This window comes from Streptomyces sp. NPDC017890 (assembly GCF_044328675.1).
GTDB lineage: Bacteria > Actinomycetota > Actinomycetes > Streptomycetales > Streptomycetaceae > Streptomyces.
Window position 1 is genome coordinate 62422 of the sequence record NZ_JBIRHU010000022.1, and the last position, 18818, is coordinate 81239.

At 70.3% G+C, this 18818-nt stretch carries 15 protein-coding genes; 12 read left to right on the forward strand and 3 right to left on the reverse strand.

The genetic code is table 11. The annotated features are described in order from the left end of the window. The first annotated feature begins 124 nt into the window (after positions 1–124). The 4 genes from ACH4F2_RS27030 (at position 125) to ACH4F2_RS27045 (ending at position 6396) form a co-directional block, all read left to right on the forward strand. A complete protein-coding gene (locus ACH4F2_RS27030) occupies positions 125–1513 on the forward strand; it encodes an aminotransferase class III-fold pyridoxal phosphate-dependent enzyme (RefSeq protein WP_398135344.1) in 1389 nt (462 codons plus the stop codon). Between the two features lie 39 nt (positions 1514–1552). Next, positions 1553–3421, forward strand: coding sequence for an IucA/IucC family protein (locus ACH4F2_RS27035; RefSeq protein WP_398135345.1), 1869 nt, complete (start codon positions 1553–1555; stop codon positions 3419–3421). 57 nt (positions 3422–3478) lie between these two features. Then, positions 3479–4180, forward strand: coding sequence for a GNAT family N-acetyltransferase (locus ACH4F2_RS27040; RefSeq protein WP_398135346.1), 702 nt, complete (start codon positions 3479–3481; stop codon positions 4178–4180). A gap of 179 nt (positions 4181–4359) precedes the next feature. Further along, on the forward strand, positions 4360–6396 hold the full coding sequence (locus ACH4F2_RS27045) for an ATP-dependent DNA helicase (RefSeq protein ID WP_398135347.1): 2037 nt from the start codon (positions 4360–4362) through the stop codon (positions 6394–6396). A gap of 131 nt (positions 6397–6527) precedes the next feature. Here ACH4F2_RS27045 and lexA read toward each other — a convergent pair whose 3' ends face one another. Beyond that, the gene (gene lexA, locus ACH4F2_RS27050) at positions 6528–7307 is read right to left on the reverse strand and encodes a transcriptional repressor LexA (RefSeq protein WP_398135348.1); all 780 of its coding nucleotides are present in this window, start codon (positions 7305–7307) and stop codon (positions 6528–6530) included. Positions 7308–7928: 621 nt separating this feature from the next. Between lexA and nrdR the strand changes: the two genes are divergently transcribed. After that, positions 7929–8480 (forward strand): transcriptional regulator NrdR, encoded by a 552-nt coding sequence (nrdR, locus tag ACH4F2_RS27055; protein ID WP_398135349.1) that lies wholly within the window; start codon positions 7929–7931, stop codon positions 8478–8480. A gap of 167 nt (positions 8481–8647) precedes the next feature. Next, positions 8648–11542, forward strand: coding sequence for a vitamin B12-dependent ribonucleotide reductase (locus tag ACH4F2_RS27060; protein ID WP_398135350.1), 2895 nt, complete (start codon positions 8648–8650; stop codon positions 11540–11542). A gap of 96 nt (positions 11543–11638) precedes the next feature. Here ACH4F2_RS27060 and ACH4F2_RS27065 read toward each other — a convergent pair whose 3' ends face one another. Next, positions 11639–12172 (reverse strand): TerD family protein, encoded by a 534-nt coding sequence (locus ACH4F2_RS27065; protein ID WP_398135351.1) that lies wholly within the window; start codon positions 12170–12172, stop codon positions 11639–11641. A gap of 157 nt (positions 12173–12329) precedes the next feature. On the opposite strand from ACH4F2_RS27065, the gene ACH4F2_RS27070 reads away from it, so the two are divergent. The 3 genes from ACH4F2_RS27070 to ACH4F2_RS27080 all read left to right on the forward strand — a co-directional run bounded on the left by ACH4F2_RS27070 (position 12330) and on the right by ACH4F2_RS27080 (position 14635). Further along, entirely contained in the window at positions 12330–12935 is a 606-nt protein-coding gene (locus tag ACH4F2_RS27070) for a YdbC family protein (RefSeq protein ID WP_037821600.1), read from the forward strand. A 122-nt stretch (positions 12936–13057) separates the two neighbouring features. Continuing rightward, on the forward strand, positions 13058–13717 hold the full coding sequence (locus ACH4F2_RS27075; RefSeq protein ID WP_398135352.1) for a histidine phosphatase family protein: 660 nt from the start codon (positions 13058–13060) through the stop codon (positions 13715–13717). Between the two features lie 12 nt (positions 13718–13729). Continuing rightward, complete coding sequence (locus ACH4F2_RS27080; protein ID WP_398135353.1) at positions 13730–14635, forward strand: ADP-ribosylglycohydrolase family protein; 906 nt, start codon at positions 13730–13732, stop codon at positions 14633–14635. 301 nt (positions 14636–14936) lie between these two features. On the opposite strand, the gene ACH4F2_RS27085 is transcribed toward ACH4F2_RS27080, so the two are convergent. After that, positions 14937–16484 (reverse strand): MFS transporter, encoded by a 1548-nt coding sequence (locus ACH4F2_RS27085; RefSeq protein ID WP_398135354.1) that lies wholly within the window; start codon positions 16482–16484, stop codon positions 14937–14939. Between the two features lie 186 nt (positions 16485–16670). Here ACH4F2_RS27085 and ACH4F2_RS27090 point away from each other — a divergent pair, with 186 nt between their 5' ends. The 3 genes from ACH4F2_RS27090 (at position 16671) to ACH4F2_RS27100 (ending at position 18775) form a co-directional block, all read left to right on the forward strand. Further along, complete coding sequence (locus ACH4F2_RS27090) at positions 16671–17291, forward strand: TetR/AcrR family transcriptional regulator (RefSeq protein ID WP_398135355.1); 621 nt, start codon at positions 16671–16673, stop codon at positions 17289–17291. Positions 17292–17372: 81 nt separating this feature from the next. Beyond that, positions 17373–18074 (forward strand): ribonuclease HII, encoded by a 702-nt coding sequence (locus ACH4F2_RS27095; protein ID WP_398135356.1) that lies wholly within the window; start codon positions 17373–17375, stop codon positions 18072–18074. Positions 18075–18142: 68 nt separating this feature from the next. After that, positions 18143–18775: a hypothetical protein gene (locus ACH4F2_RS27100; RefSeq protein WP_398135357.1), complete on the forward strand. Its 633-nt coding sequence runs from the start codon at positions 18143–18145 to the stop codon at positions 18773–18775. Positions 18776–18818 lie beyond the last annotated feature (43 nt).

Consider the following 18818-nt stretch of genomic DNA (forward strand, 5'->3'; position numbering starts at 1 on the left):
TCGCGTCTGGACAGCGGGAGGTCAGGGAGCCGTGGCGGAATCCGCGTACACGGGGTTTGCGTCCGGAACCGGGAACGCCGGGCCGTACGCGGCCAAGGGCCCTGCCCACGAGGTGTCCGCGAGGGTGCGCACCGAACGAGAGCGCACCGAACGAGAGCGCACCGAACGGGAGAACGCTCCGAAGCGCCGGTCGACGCGTGAGCAGGCGGACCGTACCTACGCGCGGGCGCTGCCGGTCGTGCCGGTCCGGGCCCGCGGTCTCACCATCGAGGGCGCGGACGGCCGCCGCTACCTGGACTTCGTCTCGGGAGCGGGGGCACTGGCTCTGGGCCACAACCACCCGGTGGTCATCGAGGCGATCCGCAAGGTGCTCGACTCGGGAGCCCCCTTGCAGGTCATGAACCTCACGACCCCTGTCGAGGACGCCTTCGTCACCGAGCTGCTGCGCACCCTGCCGCCCGGACTTGCCGACGACGCCCGCGTGCGGTTCTGCGGACCGGCCGTCACGGACCCGGTCGGCACCGCGGTCGAACTGGTCCGCGCCGCCACCGGGCGGGATCGCGTGGTCGCCTTCACCTACCATGTCAACGGGCCGGTTCCAGAGGCCTGCGCGGGGCCCGGCGACGCCTGCGGCACCCCTCTCACGCGACTGCCGTACCCGGGCGACGAACACCGCCCGGGTGGCGTCGCGGGCGCACGCGGGAACGAACTCGCGTTCCACGGGGCCGAGTCCGTCCTCGGCGACCGCCGGTCGGGGGAGACACTGCCCGCCGGGTTGATCCTGGAACCGGTCCGGAGCGAGCAAGGCGTGCTGCCCGCACCGGACACGTGGATGCGGCGCATGCGACGCATCACGGCCGAACGTTCCGTCCCACTGATCGCCGACGAGAGCGCGACGGGTGTCGGGCGGACCGGTGCCTTCTGGGCGGTCGAACACAGCGGAGTCACCCCCGATGTCCTGGTCCTTTCCAGGGCGGTCGGCGGCAGCCTGCCGCTGGCCGCGGTGGTGCACCGCGCCGACCTGCACGCGGGGGAGCCCGGAAGCGGCACCTTCCGCGGCAACCAACTCGCCCTGGCCGCAGGTGCGGCGACCCTCGCCCACGTCCGCGAACACCGTCTCGCCGAGCACGCCGCCGCGCTGGGCACTCGGATACTGACCCGACTGCGCGGACTGGCCGAGGAGTTCCCGTTCATCGGCGACGTGCGGGGACGGGGCCTCATGACCGGCATCGAACTGGTCGCACCGGACGGTGCGCCCGACACCCCCGCCCACGGCGTCCACTCCGCTTCCGCCGCCGAACTCGCGGCCCGTGTCCAACGGGAGTGCCTGCGGCGTGGATTGATCGTGGACGTCGCCGGTCCGGCCGCGAACGTCGTACGCCTGCTGCCGCCGCTGATCGTCACCGAGGAGCAGACGGCGGCGGCCTTGGACCGACTGGCCGACGCGGTCGAGGCGGTGGACCGAAGCCGTAGCGACCATGCCCCGCCGTGCGGGGCGCGCGCTCCGCGTTGAGACCCGCCGCCCCGACACAGCACGTCAAGAGGACCCGCCTTGCACTCCGACTCCGCACCACGTCCGGCCACCGCCGCCGTCACCGAACACGCGCCGCCGCCCGCACCCGTCACTGCCACCGTCGCCGCGCCGGACCTCGGGGACCACTCCGGCACCTACGCCGCGGCCCAGGCAGCGGCTGTCGAGAACCTCCTCCGCTGCTGGGCCCGCGAGGCCGACGTGCCCGCACCCGGCAACGGCGTTCTCCACGTGCCGCTCCCCGCGAGCGGCACGGCCCTGACCGTGCCCGTCCACTACTGGTCCCGGACTGGCCGGCACGGTTTCGGCCTCCCGCGCCTGGCCGGCACCCCCGACTCGGCTCCGTCCGTGGACGCGATCACGGTCGCCGCGCTGCTCGCCCGGGAGACATCCGGCGGCCCGGGGCGCGACGGGGCCGACCTCGTCGCGGGAGTCGCCGACTCCGTCCGCCGTACCGCCGCATTCCTCCACGACCGCCGGGAACGCTCCTGGGGCGACTCCGCTCCTCACGGCGGCCCCGACCTCTTCCTCGCCGCCGAGCAGGCCCTCCTCCTCGGGCATCCGCTGCACCCCACGCCGAAGAGCCGCGAGGGTCTCACCGAGGCGGAGTCGCGGCTGTACTCACCCGAACTGCGCGGCTCCTTCCCGCTGCACTGGCTGGCCGTCGCACCCTCCGTACTCGCCACCGACTCGGCCTGGACGGAGCGTGGCCGCCCCGTCGCCGCACCCGGGCTCACCGCACGCCTCGCCGCAGACGGGCCGGCACCGCCGGACGGATACGCGGTCCTCCCCCTGCACCCCTGGCAGTTCCGCGCGGTACGGCACCGGCCCGGGACCGCGGCCCTGCTGGACGCGGGACTCCTCAGAGACCTCGGTGCCCAGGGTGCCCCGTGGCATCCCACCTCCTCCCTGCGGACCGTCCACCGGACCGGCGCCCCCGCCATGCTCAAGCTCTCGCTGGCCCTGAACATCACCAACTCCCGCCGGGAGAACCTCCGCAAGGAACTCCACCGCGGAGTCGAAGTACACCGTCTGCTGCGAAGCGGCCTGTCCCGGCAGTGGCAGGCAGCCCACCCGGACTTCGACATCGTCCGCGACCCGGCCTGGCTCGCCGTCGACGGGCCGGACGGCACGCCCGTGCGCGGGCTCGACGTCATCATCCGGCACAACCCGTTCCGGCCCTCGGACGACGTCTCCTGCGTCGCCGGTCTCGTCGCGCCGTGGCCGCGCGGGCAGGAGGACGGCTCCGACCGGCACCCCTCCCACGCCCCGCGCTCCCGGCTGGCCGAGATCATCACCCGACTCGCCGGGCGGACCGGCCGCCCCCGCACATCGGTCGCCACCGAGTGGTTCCTGCGCTACCTCCACCACGTCGTACATCCCGTCCTGTGGCTGGACGCCCACGCCGGTATCGTCCTGGAGGCGCACCAGCAGAACACCCTCCTCCTGCTGGACGCCGACGGCTGGCCCGCCGGCGGCCGCTACCGCGACAACCAGGGCTACTACTTCCGCGAGTCCCGGCGCGAGGAACTCGACGCCCGGCTGCCCGGCATCGGCCGGCGCAGCGACACGTTCGTCGCCGACGAGGTCGCCGACGAGCGCTTCGCCTACTACCTGGCCGTCAACAACGTCTTCGGCCTCATCGGCGACTTCGGTTCCCAGCACCTCGCCGACGAGCGACTGCTGCTCGCGGCCTTCCGCCGCCTCCTCCGCGATCTCACTTCGGGCCCCGAGCCGCTGCGCAGCCCGCTGCCGGCACACCTCCTCGACTCGCCCGTCCTTCGCTGCAAGGCCAACCTGCTCACCCGGCTGCACGGGCTCGACGAACTCGTCGGCCCGGTGGACACCCAGTCCGTCTACGTCACCGTCACCAACCCGCTGCACTGCTGACAGGCGGACGACGTCCCCTCCGACTCTCTCTCCTCCTCACCCAGAAAGAGCGACACTGTGGCTTTCACCGACGCAGGCGCCGACGACACCCTGGAGCTGCACCTTCCCGAGGAGTTCGTCGCCCTCTTCGGGAAGGAGGGGGACGACCTGGACGACCTCACCGAAGCGGAGACGACGCGGGGCGATGACGACCTGCTCGACCGTGTCGCCGACTGGGGGCCGGTGCTCAGCCCCGTGGGGGTGTTCCACCTGGTGCCCGTCCGTGTCGGGCAGGACGTACCGCTCATCAGCCGCTGGATGAACGACCCCGCCGTCGCCGCTTTCTGGGAGCTGACCGGACCGCCGAGTACGACCGAGGAGCACGTACGGGCGCAGCTCGCCGGCGACGGACGCAGCGTCCCGTGCGTCGGCATGCTGGACGGCGTGCCGATGAGCTACTGGGAGATCTACCGGGCCGACCTCGACCCGCTGGCCCGGTACTGTCCCGTCCGGCCGCACGACACCGGCCTCCACCTTCTGATCGGCGACGTCGCCGACCGCGGGCAGGGCGTCGGGACCACGCTGATCAGCACCGTCACCGACCTCGTCCTCGCGAGGCGGCCCGTCTGCACGCGGGTGCTCGCCGAACCCGACGTCCGCAACACGGGCTCCGTCGCCGCGTTCCTCGGCGCCGGGTTCCGGTTCTCCGCCGAGGTCGACCTGCCAGCCAAGCGGGCCGCCCTCATGATCCGCGACCGGACGCCCCGCGAGCTGCCGTAACGTCGTGTGGCCCGGTTCGACGGCCCGACCAGTGCCGCCCCCACCCGCGGACCGGCCTCTCACCCGCACAGGAGCCCACCCTTGCCCACGCCCTCCCCACAGACCCTCCCGTCCCTCCCGTCCCTCGCTCCCGCCTCGCTCGCCCGTTTGTCAGTCCCGGGCCGTAGGGTGGTCGCGCTATGACGAAGCCCTCACTCCCCGAACTCCTGCACGCCGCCGTCACCGCCGTCGGCGGCACGGAGCGTCCCGGCCAGGTGGCCATGGCCGAAGCCGTCGAGGAAGCCATCGACAGCGGCTCCCATCTGCTGGTCCAGGCCGGCACCGGCACCGGCAAGTCGCTGGGCTACCTGGTGCCCGCGCTGGCCCACGGGGAGCGGGTCGTCGTGGCCACCGCGACCCTGGCCCTGCAGCGCCAGCTGGTCGAGCGGGACCTGCCCCGCACGGTCGACGCACTCCATCCCCAGCTGCGCCGCCGCCCGGAGTTCGCGATGCTCAAGGGCAGGTCGAACTACCTGTGCCTGCACCGACTCCACGAGGGAGTCCCGCAGGACGAGGAGGAGGGCCTCTTCGACCAGTTCGAGGCCGCCGCCCCCACCAGCAAGCTGGGCCAGGACCTGCTGCGGATGCGCGACTGGGCGGACGAGACCGAGACCGGCGACCGCGACGACCTCACGCCCGGTGTCTCCGACCGGGCCTGGTCGCAGGTGTCGGTGTCCTCCCGGGAGTGCCTGGGTGCCTCGAAGTGCGCCTACGGCGCCGAGTGCTTCGCCGAGATGGCCCGGGAGCGCGCCAAGCTCTCCGAGGTCGTCGTCACCAATCACGCGCTGCTCGCGATCGACGCCATCGAGGGTGCCCCGGTCCTGCCGCAGCACGAGGTGCTGATCGTCGATGAGGCGCACGAGCTGGTCTCCCGGGTCACCGGGGTGGCCACCGGCGAGCTCACGCCCGGCCAGGTCAACCGCGCGGTGCGGCGGGCCGCCAAGCTCGTCAACGAGAAGGCCGCCGACCAGCTCCAGACCGCGGCCGAGGGGTTCGAGCGGCTGATGGAGCTGGCGCTGCCGGGCCGTCTGGAGGAGATCCCGGAGGACCTCGGCTACGCGCTGATGGCGCTGCGCGACGCCTGCCGTACGGTCATCTCGGCGATCGGCGCGACCCGCGACAAGTCCGTGCAGGACGAGGACGCCGTCCGCAAGCAGGCGCTGGCCTCCGTGGAGTCCGTGCACGACGTGGCGGAGCGGATCACGAACGGCTCCGAGTGGGACGTCGTCTGGTACGAGCGGCACGAGCCCCGGGCCGGAGCCGCGTATCGATACAGCGGCGCCTCCCTGCGGGTCGCCCCCATGTCCGTAGCCGGCTTGCTGCGCGAGAAGCTCTTCACGGACCGCTCGGTGGTCCTGACGTCCGCGACCCTGAAGCTGGGCGGCGACTTCAACGGCGTCGGAGCATCCCTCGGCCTCGCCCCGGAGGGCACCGAGGGCGACGACGTACCCCAGTGGAAGGGCTTCGACGTGGGGTCGCCCTTCGACTACCGCAAGCAGGGCATCCTGTACGTCGCCAAGCACCTGGCGCGCCCCGCCCGGGACGGTGACCGCGGCGACATGCTCGACGAGCTCACGGAGCTGATCCAGGCCGCGGGCGGCCGCACGCTGGGGCTGTTCTCCTCGATGCGGGCGGCTCAGCTGGCCGCGGAGGAGCTGCGCTCCCGCATTCCGGAGTACCCGATCCTGCTTCAGGGCGAGGAGACGCTCGGTGAGCTGATCAAGAACTTCGCCGCCGACCCGAAGACCTGCCTCTTCGGCACACTGTCGCTCTGGCAGGGCGTGGACGTTCCCGGGCCGAGCTGCCAGCTGGTCGTCATGGACAAGATCCCGTTCCCGCGCCCGGACGACCCCTTGATGAGTGCCCGCCAGAAGGCGGTGGAGGAGGCCGGGGGCAACGGTTTCATGGCGGTCGCCGCCACGCATGCCGCGCTGCTGATGGCTCAGGGCGCGGGCCGTCTCGTGCGGGCGTCGGGCGACCGTGGTGTGGTCGCCGTGCTGGATCAGCGCCTGGCGACGGCCCGGTACGGAAGCTATCTGAAGGCGTCGCTGCCCGACTTCTGGTTCACCACGGACCGTAACCAGGTCCGCAAGTCACTCGCCGCGATCGACGCGACGGCACGGCAGACGGAGACGGCACGGCAGACGGAGACGGAGACGGCGGCGGAGGGCGACTGAGCGCTGCTCCGCACGGTCGTACCGGGGCCCCGGCCCTCCGCACAGCGCGGGGCCCCGGAACCGGCGCAGAGGTTCCGGGGCCCGGTCGGGTCGGCGGGTCGCTGTCGTGGCGTACCCGCCCGCCGTGGCGCTCAGACGCGGCGCAGTACGGCCACCACCTTGCCGAGGATGGTCGCGTCGTCTCCGGGGATGGGCTCGTACGCCGAGTTGTGCGGGAGGAGCCAGACGTGGCCGTCCTCGCGCTTGAAGCGCTTGACGGTGGCTTCGCCGTCGAGCATCGCGGCCACGATGTCGCCGTTCTCGGCGACCGGCTGGCGGCGGACCGTGACCCAGTCGCCGTCGCAGATGGCGGCCTCGATCATCGAGTCGCCGACGACCTTCAGGACGAACAGCTCGCCGTCACCGACCAGCTGCCGGGGCAGGGGGAAGACGTCCTCGACGGATTCCTCGGCGAGGATCGGGCCACCGGCGGCGATGCGCCCGACGAGCGGGACGTAGGACGCGGCCGGCTTGCCGGCGGTGTCCGTGGGCTGTACGGAGGCGGCCTGGTCGGAGCCGCGCACCTCGTAGGCGCGCGGCCGGTGCGGGTCGCGGCGCAGGAAGCCTTTGCGTTCCAGCGCCATCAGCTGGTGCGCGACGGAGGAGGTGCTGGAGAGGCCGACGGCCTGGCCGATCTCCCGCATCGACGGCGGGTATCCGCGCCGCTGCACCGAGTCGCGGATGACTTCGATCACCCGGCGCTGGCGGTCGGTGAGTCCCGAGCTGTCCGCCCGGATGCCAGGAGGTCGTCCTGGCAGGGAGCGCTTGTGCCCCTCTGGATTCACGGCGTCGCTCATCGCGTGCACCGGCTCAGGTCGGCCCTGGGGGCGGTCCTGGGCAGTGATGGTGGCACTGTCGGCGGTGGTGGTCACGTCGGCCCCTCTCGATGGTCTCCCTGCTGCACAACGGTAGTAGCTTTCGAAAGGTTGCGCCAAACACACGTTCGAGTGAAAAATCGCGAATAGCTCGCCCGGATCGCGTATCTGCGTGTATAGCCCTCACGATGCCTGGCGGACAAAAGGGCCCATTGCTGTACTCTTCACCGCCGTGGTGACAACCTCGTGGATGTCGCTCCAGTCTGCCATCCGGCATCCCGCTCGACGGTGTGGGTCCCCCATCTGCGCGGTAGCCCCACGCCCCCTTCTCGCGGCGCCCACGGTATCTCCGCACATCGCCGGGCGACACGGCTGTGCGGAGATGTCGCGGGGCGATGCGGCCGTCCGGGTGTGTCGGCCGCGGCCGTCCCGGCCGTGCGGCACCTGCGTGTACGGCACCCGTACGCACGGTGCGTGCACGTACGGGAGCGACACCGGTGCGGGTGTGTATGTATGAGCCAATCCCCACATCTAGTGGTTGGATTGCATCCGTAGCCCACAAGTTGTGGTCCCCCGGGTCTTCGGGTCTGCCGCGATCGCCTATGCTGGGGGCTGCTTCGAGGGGCCTGAAGGGCCTTTCGAGGCCATCGTGTCTGCTGTGAGGAGGGTTCGGAGTTCATGCACTGCCCCTTCTGCAGGCACCCCGACAGTCGCGTCGTCGACAGTCGTACGACCGACGACGGCACGTCGATCCGCAGGCGCCGCCAGTGTCCTGACTGCTCCCGTCGCTTCACGACCGTGGAGACGTGCTCGCTCATGGTGGTGAAGCGGTCCGGGGTCACCGAACCGTTCAGCCGGACCAAGGTCATCAACGGTGTGCGCAAGGCCTGCCAGGGTCGGCCCGTCACCGAGGACGCGCTCGCCCAGCTCGGTCAGCGGGTCGAGGAGGCGGTGCGGGCCACCGGAAGTGCCGAGCTGACCACCCACGACGTGGGGCTGGCCATACTCGGTCCGTTGCAGGAACTCGACCTCGTCGCCTATCTGCGATTCGCCTCCGTCTACCGGGCGTTCGACTCGCTCGAGGACTTCGAGGCCGCGATCGCGGAGCTCAGGGAGGCGACGGGGCGCCCCGGCGGGGACGGCGACGACGCCGGCGCGGGGAGCCAGGAGAACGACCGCGGGTCCACGGGGGCGGCACAGGTCCCCGAGCCCGCAGGCACCGCCGACTGACCGGCGGGCCGGACCCGGACGTCGGCGCCCGGGTGCGGCCGGACGGCGGCGAGTGACAAAGACCTGTTGCGGGCGGAGCGAGACATGCCCGCAACACAAGACAGAACACCGTGCCCGGGAACAATCGGGGCACTTCAGGGCGTTTTTGCCCGTACATGGGAGGCGGCATGACAGAGACGGCGAGCGGTCCGGCACGGAGTTCCCGCGCCAAGGGCACCAAGGCGGGCAAGGGACTCCGCGTCGAGCGCGTCCACACCACTCCCGGAGTCCACCCCTACGACGAGGTGGCCTGGGAGCGTCGTGACGTCGTCATGACCAACTGGCGCGACGGCTCGGTCAACTTCGAGCAGCGTGGCGTCGAGTTCCCCGAGTTCTGGTCGGTGAACGCGGTCAACATCGTCACCAGCAAGTACTTCCGGGGCGCCGTGGGCACCCCGCAGCGAGAGGTGAGCCTGAAGCAGCTCATCGACCGCATCGTGAAGACGTACCGGAAGGCCGGTGAGGACCACAAGTACTTCGCCTCGCCCGCCGACGCCGAGATCTTCGAGCACGAGCTGGCCTACGCCCTCCTGCACCAGATCTTCAGCTTCAACAGCCCCGTCTGGTTCAACGTCGGCACGCCCCAGCCGCAGCAGGTCTCCGCCTGCTTCATCCTGTCCGTCGACGACTCCATGGAGTCGATTCTCGACTGGTACAAGGAAGAGGGCATGATCTTCAAGGGTGGCTCGGGCGCCGGCCTGAACCTCTCCCGGATCCGCTCCTCCAAGGAACTGCTCTCCTCCGGCGGCAACGCCTCAGGACCGGTCTCCTTCATGCGCGGCGCCGACGCCTCCGCCGGCACGATCAAGTCCGGTGGCGCCACCCGCCGCGCCGCCAAGATGGTCATCCTCGACGTCGACCACCCCGACATCGAGGACTTCATCGAGACCAAGGTCAAGGAGGAGGAGAAGATCCGCGCCCTGCGCGACGCGGGCTTCGACATGGACCTGGGCGGCGACGACATCACGTCCGTCCAGTACCAGAACGCCAACAACTCGGTCCGCGTGAACGACACGTTCATGAAGGCCGTGCAGGACGGCGGCAAGTTCGGCCTGACGTCCCGCATGACCGGCGAGGTCATCGAGGAGGTCGACGCCAAGGCGCTCTTCCGCAAGATGGCCGAGGCCGCCTGGGCCTGCGCCGACCCGGGCATCCAGTACGACGACACGATCAACAACTGGCACACCTGCCCGGAGTCCGGCCGCATCAACGGCTCGAACCCCTGCAGCGAGTACATGCACCTGGACAACACGTCCTGCAACCTCGCCTCGCTGAACCTGATGAAGTTCCTGAAGGACGACGGCAAGGGCAACCAGTCCTTCGACGCCGAGCGCTTCGCGAAGGTCGTCGAGCTCGTCATCACCGCGATGGACATCTCCATCTGCTTCGCGGACTTCCCGACCCAGAAGATCGGCGAGAACACCCGCGCCTTCCGCCAGCTCGGCATCGGCTACGCCAACCTCGGCGCCCTGCTGATGGCGACCGGCCACGCGTACGACTCCGACGGCGGCCGTGCCCTGGCCGGTGCCATCACCTCCCTGATGACCGGCACGTCGTACCGGCGCTCCGCCGAGCTCGCCGCGATCGTCGGCCCGTACGACGGCTACGCCCGCAACGAGCAGCCCCACCTGCGGGTCATGAAGCAGCACTCCGACGAGAACGCCAAGGCCGTTCGCATGGACGACCTGGACACGCCGATCTGGGCCGCCGCCACCGAGGCCTGGCAGGACGTGCTGCGCCTCGGCGAGAAGAACGGTTTCCGTAACGCCCAGGCGTCCGTCATCGCCCCGACCGGCACCATCGGTCTGGCGATGTCCTGCGACACCACCGGCCTCGAGCCCGACCTCGCCCTGGTCAAGTTCAAGAAGCTGGTCGGCGGCGGCTCGATGCAGATCGTCAACGGCACCGTCCCGCAGGCCCTGCGCCGCCTGGGCTACCAGGAGGAGCAGATCGAGGCGGTCGTCGCCCACATCGCCGAGCACGGCAACGTGGTCGACGCCCCGGGCCTCAAGCCCGAGCACTACGAGGTCTTCGACTGCGCCATGGGCGAGCGCTCCATCTCCGCGATGGGCCACGTCCGCATGATGGCCGCGATCCAGCCGTGGATCTCCGGCGCCCTCTCCAAGACGGTCAACCTGCCGGAGTCGGCGACCGTCGAGGACGTCGAGGAGGTCTACTTCGAGGCCTGGAAGATGGGCGTCAAGGCGCTCGCCATCTACCGCGACAACTGCAAGGTCGGCCAGCCCCTCTCCGCCAAGACCAAGGAGAAGGAAAAGGCCGAGGTCACGGAGAAGGCCGAGGCGACCATCCGTGAGACGGTCGAGAAGGTCGTCGAGTACCGTCCCGTCCGCAAGCGCCTCCCGAAGGGTCGTCCCGGTATCACCACGTCGTTCACGGTCGGCGGCGCCGAGGGCTACATGACCGCCAACTCCTACCCGGACGACGGTCTCGGCGAGGTCTTCCTGAAGATGTCCAAGCAGGGCTCGACCCTCGCGGGCATGATGGACGCCTTCTCCATCGCGGTCTCCGTCGGCCTCCAGTACGGCGTGCCACTGGAGACGTACGTCTCGAAGTTCACCAACATGCGCTTCGAGCCGGCCGGTATGACGGACGACCCGGACGTGCGGATGGCGCAGTCGATCGTCGACTACATCTTCCGCCGTCTGGCGCTGGACTTCCTGCCCTTCGAGACGCGCTCCGCGCTCGGCATCCACTCCGCCGAGGAGCGTCAGCGTCACCTGGAGACGGGCTCGTACGAGCCGTCCGACGACGAGCTCGACGTCGAGGGCCTCGCCCAGTCGGCGCCGCGCGCCCAGGAGCTGAAGGCCGTCGCCACGCCGAAGGCCGAGGTCGAGGCGGCCAAGCCCGCTCCGCAGCAGGCGCACACCAGCGCCGAACTGGTGGAGATGCAGCTGGGCATCCAGGCCGACGCCCCGCTGTGCTTCTCCTGCGGCACGAAGATGCAGCGCGCCGGTTCCTGCTACATCTGCGAGGGCTGCGGCTCGACCAGCGGTTGCAGCTGACGCGTAGCTCCCTGTAGTGGCCCATGAGTAAGGGGCGTCCGCCATGGCGTACGCCCCTTACTCATGCGTCGATGTCCGACTCGCGCTCCTGCGTCGTCAGGGCCTGCGTGCCGCGCCCATGGTCGCGGCGAAGGCTGCGGGATCGCCGTCGAAGCCGTGGACGCCGGCCCGGAACTCCCATGCCCCCGTCTCGTCCCGGACGAACTCCGCGACCGTCGCCGCGGTGGCGCCGAGAACGCCGGTGAAGTCGTCCGTGGCCAGGTCGGTGTAGCCCTCCCTGATGCGCAGGCCCGGGTTGGACACGTCCCTGAAGGTGCGGTCCTCGGTGCGCTGCTGTATGGCGACACCCACCACCACGCGCGCGTACCGGATGTCCAGCCGCTCCAGCTCCAGCGTCATGACCTCGTCGAAGCCGAAGCCCTTGCCGTCCTGGCTGTCCCGGTTGAGGTAGATGGTCCCGTCGGGGGAGCGGCTGTCGAAGTGCACCACGTAAGAGGGAGCGCCGTACGGATCGTCGGCCGGATAGGCGCCTGCGACGACGTCCAGGTCGGCGGGTGGCTGTCCCGCCGGACTCGGGTCCCACCGCAGCGCGATCTCGACCTTGCGAATGCCCTTGCTGAGGCCGTTCACAGATTTCCCCTTCCCAGGTCCCCCGCCCTGCCCGGCGACCTCAAGTGCCGAGCGGTGACGGCCGGTTGTCCATCCTGCCACGCACGGCGAGCCGTAGGCGGGCAAGTGGTCCTCCGTAGAGTGACCGGTGCCACGTTCCTGGCCTTACCATGGCGCGGTGCTGGTCAAGTGGATTCGCTGCACCGTGGTGGACCGCCGCGGTTTCGAGCGGGGGCAGCGGAAGTGGGCGGGGCTTCCGGGGGAGCCGGGTTTTCGGGGACAGGGGGGTGGCTGGAGCCGGGGGCGGCCGGACGTGGCGCACGTCTTCGCCTTCTGGGAGAGCCGCGCCTTCTACGACTCCTTCATGGCCCGTTCCCACGACCGCCTCGCCTCGGCCCAGGCGGGTACCTTCAAGGACGCCCAGGTCAGGCTCTTCGACTACCGGTTCGACGTGAAGACCGGGTTCGAACCGCGCTTCACGGACGCCGACCTGTTGCGGGTGGCGCTCTGCCGCGTCCACGAGGAGCGGGCCGAGCACTACGTCCTCATGCAGGAGAAGGTCTGGAACCCCGCGATGGCCGGTTCGCCCGGTATGGTCCGCGGGCTGTTCGGCGAGGCGCCGGGAAACGAGTACCTGGTGCTGTCCATGTGGCGGTCGGCCGCCGAACACGGCAAATACCGCACCGAGCGGGTGGAGCGGCTCGCCCTGCGCGCCCAGACGGAGGCCGACATCGCGGCGCTGACGGGGGACATCGTGCAACTGGAACCCTCGTGGACCGTCTGAGGTCCGGACCGGCCTCCCCGGTGCCGACGCGTGCCCGACCGAGATGTGGAAACTGTGTGACGTACGCCGGACGGGGTCTGTCCGAGTGCTTGCTTCCGTCCGTTTCGATCTAGGGTTCTGACATGGCACGACCACGGCGCATCGTTCTTGTCCGGCACGGCGAGTCGACGGGCAATGTCGATGACACCGTGTACGAGCGCGAGCCCGATCACGCGCTGGCCCTCACCGAGCGGGGCCGGGCGCAGGCCGAGGAGACGGGCAGGGGACTGCGCGAGGTGTTCGGCCGCGAGCGGGTCAGCGTGTACGTCTCCCCGTACCGCCGGACCCACGAGACGCTGCGCTCCTTCCGCCTCGACCCCGAACTCATACGGATACGGGAGGAGCCCCGGCTGCGTGAGCAGGACTGGGGCAACTGGCAGGACCGCGACGACGTGCGCCTGCAGAAGGCCTACCGGGACGCCTACGGCCACTTCTTCTATCGGTTCGCCCAGGGCGAGTCCGGTGCCGACGTGTACGACCGGGTCGGCGGCTTCCTGGAGAGCCTGTTCCGCAGTTTCGAGGACTCCGACCATCCGCCGAACGTACTCCTGGTGACCCATGGCCTGGCGATGCGGCTGTTCTGCATGCGGTGGTTCCACTGGACGGTCGCGGAATTCGAGTCGCTGTCGAACCCCGGGAACGGCGAGATGCGCATGCTCGTTCTCGGTGAGGACGGCAAGTACACCCTTGACCGTCCCTTCCATCGCTGGCGAGATCCGGAACCGTACGGGATCACCGGATAGAGTGGCAGGGCGATGACCGCTCTTTCATCTCCCGACGGGCGCCTGCACCGGGCCCTGTCCAGCCTGCGCGGACTGTCGGTGGGTGACGCGCTGGGCTCACAGTTCTTCGTGCCCGCGAACTACCCGCTGCTGAAATGCCGCGAGCTGCCCCCCGGCACCTGGCAGTGGACGGACGACACGGAAATGGCCTGCTCCGTGGTCTCTGTCCTGGCCACCCACCACCGCATCGACCAGGATGCGCTGGCGCTCTCCTTCGCCCGGCACCACGACTTCGACCGCGGCTACGGTCCCGCCGTCAACCGGCTGCTGCGACTGGTCCGGGAAGGCGGCGACTGGCGCGAACTCGCCGCCGCGCTGTTCAACGGCCAGGGCTCCTGGGGCAACGGCGCCGCGATGCGTATCGCGCCACTGGGCGCCTGGTACGCGGACGACCCGGAGCAGGCGACCCACCAGGCGGAGATCTCCGCCTACCCCACGCATCAGCACCGCGAGGCGGTGGTCGGCGCCATGGCGGTCGCCGCGGCCGCCGCCCTGGCCGCGGACCCCGGCGGTCCTCCCACCGCGCACGCGCTCCTCGACGGGGTGATCGCCCTGGTACCGAAGAGCGCGGTCGGCGCCGGACTCCGACGAGCCCGGGACATGCTCGACTACGGCGACGCGACCACGGTCGCGGCGGTACTGGGCTGTGGCAGGCGTACCACCGCCCACGACACGGTCCCCTTCGCCCTCTGGTCCGCGGCGCGCGCACTCGGAGACTACGAGCGCGGTTTCTGGACGACCGCCCAGGTCGGCGGGGATGTGGACACGACCTGTGCCATCGTGGGCGGTGTGGTCGCCGCGGGCGAGGCCGGTGCGCCGCCGGCCGAGTGGGCGGGGCGGGTCGAGGCGCTGCCCGAGTGGATGCCGGTGTCGGCTTAGCCGACTCTCCGTATGCGGCGGGAACTCTCCGTGACCGTTCGTCCGTTGTCGTGACAACCGTTGTGCGAGGCATGAGCCTGGCTGGAGGCCGGGAGCGTCACGAGGGGGGTGGATCATGGGGTGGTTCTCACTGGTACCGGTCGTCCCGCTGCTCCTTTTCGTGGTGCTGTCTCTTGCGCCGCTGCCCTACGGGCTGCCCGTCCGGTCGGGCACGCCGTTGGCCGGGAGCCGGCGGCGCGGGCACCGGCAGGCGCGCATGACGCCCGCCGGCCGACACCGCCCGGCCCGTGGTGCCGCACCGTCAGCCGATTCCCGGCCCGGCCGAGCCGGACAGTGCCTCCAGGTCGCTCTTGCGTACCCGGATCACCAGCCACGCCGTGGCCAGGGCCAGTACGGCCATGGCGGCAGCCGGCATGAAGGCTGCCGAGATGCCCTGCGCCAGCACTTCGTGGCCCCATGGCGCCGGCAGTTGGTGCGTCTGGGCGAATTCCGCCTTCTGCTCCGCCGAGCCGTTGGTGAGGAAGTCCGCCCCCTGCTTCTCCGCCTCGTCCTTGGTGGCCGTCCCGAACACCGTCGTCAGGATGGCGAGGCCGATCGACCCGCCCACCTGCTGCATCGCGTTCAGGAGGCCGGACGCCGCGCCCGCCTCGTGCTGGGCGACCCCGGAGACCGCGGTCAGCGTCAGGGTCACGAAGTTCAGTCCCATGCCGAACCCGAAGATCAGCATCGGCCCGAGGACACCACTGACGTAGGTGCTGTCGGAGCTGATGAGGGCCTGCCAGCCGAGCCCGATCGCGGCGAGCGCCGAGCCCACGAGCATGAACGGTTTCGGGCCGAACACCGGCAGGAACCGCTGCGACAGGCCCGCACCGAGCGCGATCACCACCGTGACCGGAAGGAAGGCAAGACCGGCCTGGATGGGGGTGTAGCCCAGTACGTTCTGAACGAACAGCACGATGTAGAAGAACATGCCGAACATCGCCGCGGCCAGGCTCAGCATGATCACGTAGGTGCCGGAGCGGTTGCGGTCGGCGAACATCCGCAGTGGGGTGATCGGCTCCTTGGCCCGCGACTCGATGAACACGAAGGACAGCAGCAGGATCACCGAGGCCGCGAAGGAACCGATGGTCAGGCTGTCCTGCCAGCCCTCGTCCGCGGCGCGGATGAAGCCGTAGACGAGGGACGCCATACCCGCCGTCGAGGTCACCGCCCCGGCGATGTCGAAGCGTCCGGAGTGCCGCTCGGACTCGCTGATGTACAGCGGGGTGAGCACGGCGATCAGTACGCCGATCGGCACGTTGACGAAGAGCACCCAGCGCCAGTCGAGCCACTCGGTGAGCATGCCGCCCGCCAGCAGGCCTATGGCGCCGCCGCCCGCGGAGACGGCGGCGAATACACCGAAGGCCCGGTTGCGTTCCGGCCCCTCGGGGAAGGTGGTGGTGATGAGGGCCAGCGACGTGGGCGACGCGATCGCGCCTCCCACACCTTGCAGGACGCGCGCCGCCAGAAGCTGCCAGGGCTCCTGGGCGAAGCCGCCGAGCAGCGAGGCGAAGGTGAACAGCAGGATGCCGGTCATGAAGACCCGGCGACGGCCGAGGATGTCACCGGCCCGGCCGCCGAGCAGCAGCAGCCCGCCGAAGGTGAGCGTGTAGGCGCTGACGACCCAGGTGAGGTCGGTGGTGCTGAAGCTGAGCGCCTCTTGAATGTGCGGGAGGGCGATGTTCACAATCGTCGCGTCGAGTACCACCATGAGTTGGCAGGCCGCGATGACGGTGAGCGCGATGCCGGGGCGACCCTCCCGGCGAGCCGCCCCCGGCTTCTGGTCTCGGATCAGAGAAGAGGTTGTCACTATGTGTCCCCCACGAATGACTTAGTGAACGCTCGCGTTCACTGTTGCTTCAACGTTAGTGACTCCCCGACAGTGAACGCAAGCGTTCACTTGTTGTGCTGCCGCGTGACCCGTCCCCCGTCGCGGCCGTGCGGCGCGTCCCCTGCCCTCAAAATCCGATTTCCCCGCTCCCTGGAGACCTACGACATGGTTGCTTCGCACTGGGCGGCCGCCTCCGCCAGGACGCCCTCCCGCCGGCGTGGCGCGGTCCTCGAGCGCGCCATCCTCGACGCCGCGCTGGAGCAGCTCAGCACCGTCGGCTGGAACGGCCTGACGATGGAGGGCGTGGCCGCCGGAGCACAGACCGGCAAGGCGGCGGTCTACCGCCGCTGGCCGTCGAAGGAGGACCTCGTCGCGGACGCGCTGCGGGCCGGGCTTCCGCGCTTCGATACGGTGCCCGACCTCGGGAGCGTGCGCGAGGATCTCCTGGCACTGTGCCGGAGGGCGCGCGACGCGATGTACTCCCGTCCTGGATTCGCGTTGCGGTCCGTGCTTCACGAATGCGACAGCGTGCAAGCGGAGCGTTTCCACGCGGTGATCGTCGCAGGGGTGATCGAACCGACCCTCACGATGCTCCGAGAGGTCGTCAATCGTGGAATAGAGCGGGGAGAGGTCAGACCGGAGGCGTCCAACGGGTACGTCTTCGACGCCATCCCGGCGATGATGATGTACCGGTCGAAGGTTTGTGGAAGTGAATGGGCGGACCAGGAGGTCGAGGAAATGATCGACCAGCTGATGGTTCCGCTGCTGCGACCGGACGGTGTCTGACCCCAGGCTTCGCGGGCCCGGGTCCCGTTTGGGGAACCGGGGTGTCGTCGGAGGTTCGGGGCGGCGTAGGCTAAGGACGCCATGCCGTACGAACCACCTACTCACACCGTCGAGCGCTCTCTCCGCGCCACGACCGGAGCGAAGATCATTGCCGGTGTCGACGAGGTGGGGCGCGGTGCGTGGGCCGGTCCGGTGACCGTCTGCGCCGCGATCACCGGACTGCGTCGGCCCCCGGCCGGCCTCACCGACTCCAAGCTGCTCACCGTCAAGCGACGCACCGAACTCGCAGTGGAGCTGCGGACCTGGGTGACGTCCTACGCCCTGGGGCACGCCTCTCCGGAGGAGATCGACGCTCTGGGAATGACCGCGGCGCTGCGACTCGCGGCGGTGCGCGCCCTGGAGACCCTGCCGATCCGCCCCGACGCCGTCATCCTCGACGGCAAGCACGACTATCTCGGGGTGCCTTGGAAGGTTCGCACGGTGATCAAGGGTGACCAGTCCTGCGTGGCCGTCGCGGCGGCTTCGGTACTCGCCAAGGTCCAGCGCGACAAAATGATGGCCGAACTGGGTATCGACCATGCAGACTTCGGTTTCGCGGACAACGCCGGGTATCCGTCGCCCGTGCACAAGTCCGCACTGGAGGAGCGGGGACCCACCCCGCACCACCGGTTGTCGTGGGCGTATCTTGATGCGCTGCCCCAGTGGCGGCACCTCAAGAAGGTCCGTAGCGGGGTGGACGGAAGCGTTCCGGAAATCGAGGGTCAGCTCGGATTCGATTTCTGACGGATCCGCTCGCAGGCATGTGCCACCCGCCGACGCGAGCCGCACCAACGTTTGATAAAAATCAGCTCATGCCTCTCAGTCCCGAGGAGCCTCAGATTCACGAGAAGGCCCAGGGTCCCCGCGCCACTCCGGCCAGCGGCCGCACCGCGTCGACCCCCCGCCCCGTACCCGGCCCCCGTCCCGCGGCACCGCCGCGCCCCGGCCGTCCCGGCCCCGTGCGGCCGGCGCCGCCGGCGCAACGCGCGTCGCGCGACACAGCCCCGACCAAACCCGGCCCGTCGGGCCCGGCTGCTCCGGCCGCCGCCCCGGCCGCCCCGCAGATCCAGCTGATCCCGGCCACTCCCGAAGGTGCGCTCGACGCAGCCGAAGAGGCTGTGGACCTGCTGCTGGATTCGGGCCGTACCCCTGGTGACGTGCTGGTGATCACCACCGGCGAACCGCACCCGTGGGCCGCCCACGAACTGTCCTTCGGCGATGTCGCCTACTGGGCGCAGCACGACGCGGGCGACGACGTCTTCTATGCGGACGCCGCCGTCGCGGACCGTGCCACGTCGCGGGCCGTGGTCGTGGTCGTGGTCAACGGAGGCCCCGAAGCCGCCGCTGTCACCGCCCTGTCCGTGGCCCACTCGCGGGCCGGTGCCCTGCTGATCGTCTGCGGTGACCCGCAGCGGATCAACTCGGTGCTGGGCGCGGGCGTCTGAGTCCGTACCGCCGCGTGCGGCGGGCGCCGGTGGCACCACAGAG

Excerpts from the sequence above, each read along its gene's own strand:
- ACH4F2_RS27045 (WP_398135347.1), top strand. The coding sequence starts at position 4,360 with ATGACGAAGCCCTCACTCCCCGAACTCCTGCACGCCGCCGTCACCGCC.
- nrdR (WP_398135349.1), top strand. The coding sequence starts at position 7,929 with ATGCACTGCCCCTTCTGCAGGCACCCCGACAGTCGCGTCGTCGACAGT.
- ACH4F2_RS27060 (WP_398135350.1), top strand. The coding sequence starts at position 8,648 with ATGACAGAGACGGCGAGCGGTCCGGCACGGAGTTCCCGCGCCAAGGGC.
- ACH4F2_RS27075 (WP_398135352.1), top strand. The coding sequence starts at position 13,058 with ATGGCACGACCACGGCGCATCGTTCTTGTCCGGCACGGCGAGTCGACG.
- ACH4F2_RS27080 (WP_398135353.1), top strand. The coding sequence starts at position 13,730 with ATGACCGCTCTTTCATCTCCCGACGGGCGCCTGCACCGGGCCCTGTCC.
- ACH4F2_RS27090 (WP_398135355.1), top strand. The coding sequence starts at position 16,671 with ATGGTTGCTTCGCACTGGGCGGCCGCCTCCGCCAGGACGCCCTCCCGC.
- ACH4F2_RS27095 (WP_398135356.1), top strand. The coding sequence starts at position 17,373 with ATGCCGTACGAACCACCTACTCACACCGTCGAGCGCTCTCTCCGCGCC.
- ACH4F2_RS27100 (WP_398135357.1), top strand. The coding sequence starts at position 18,143 with ATGCCTCTCAGTCCCGAGGAGCCTCAGATTCACGAGAAGGCCCAGGGT.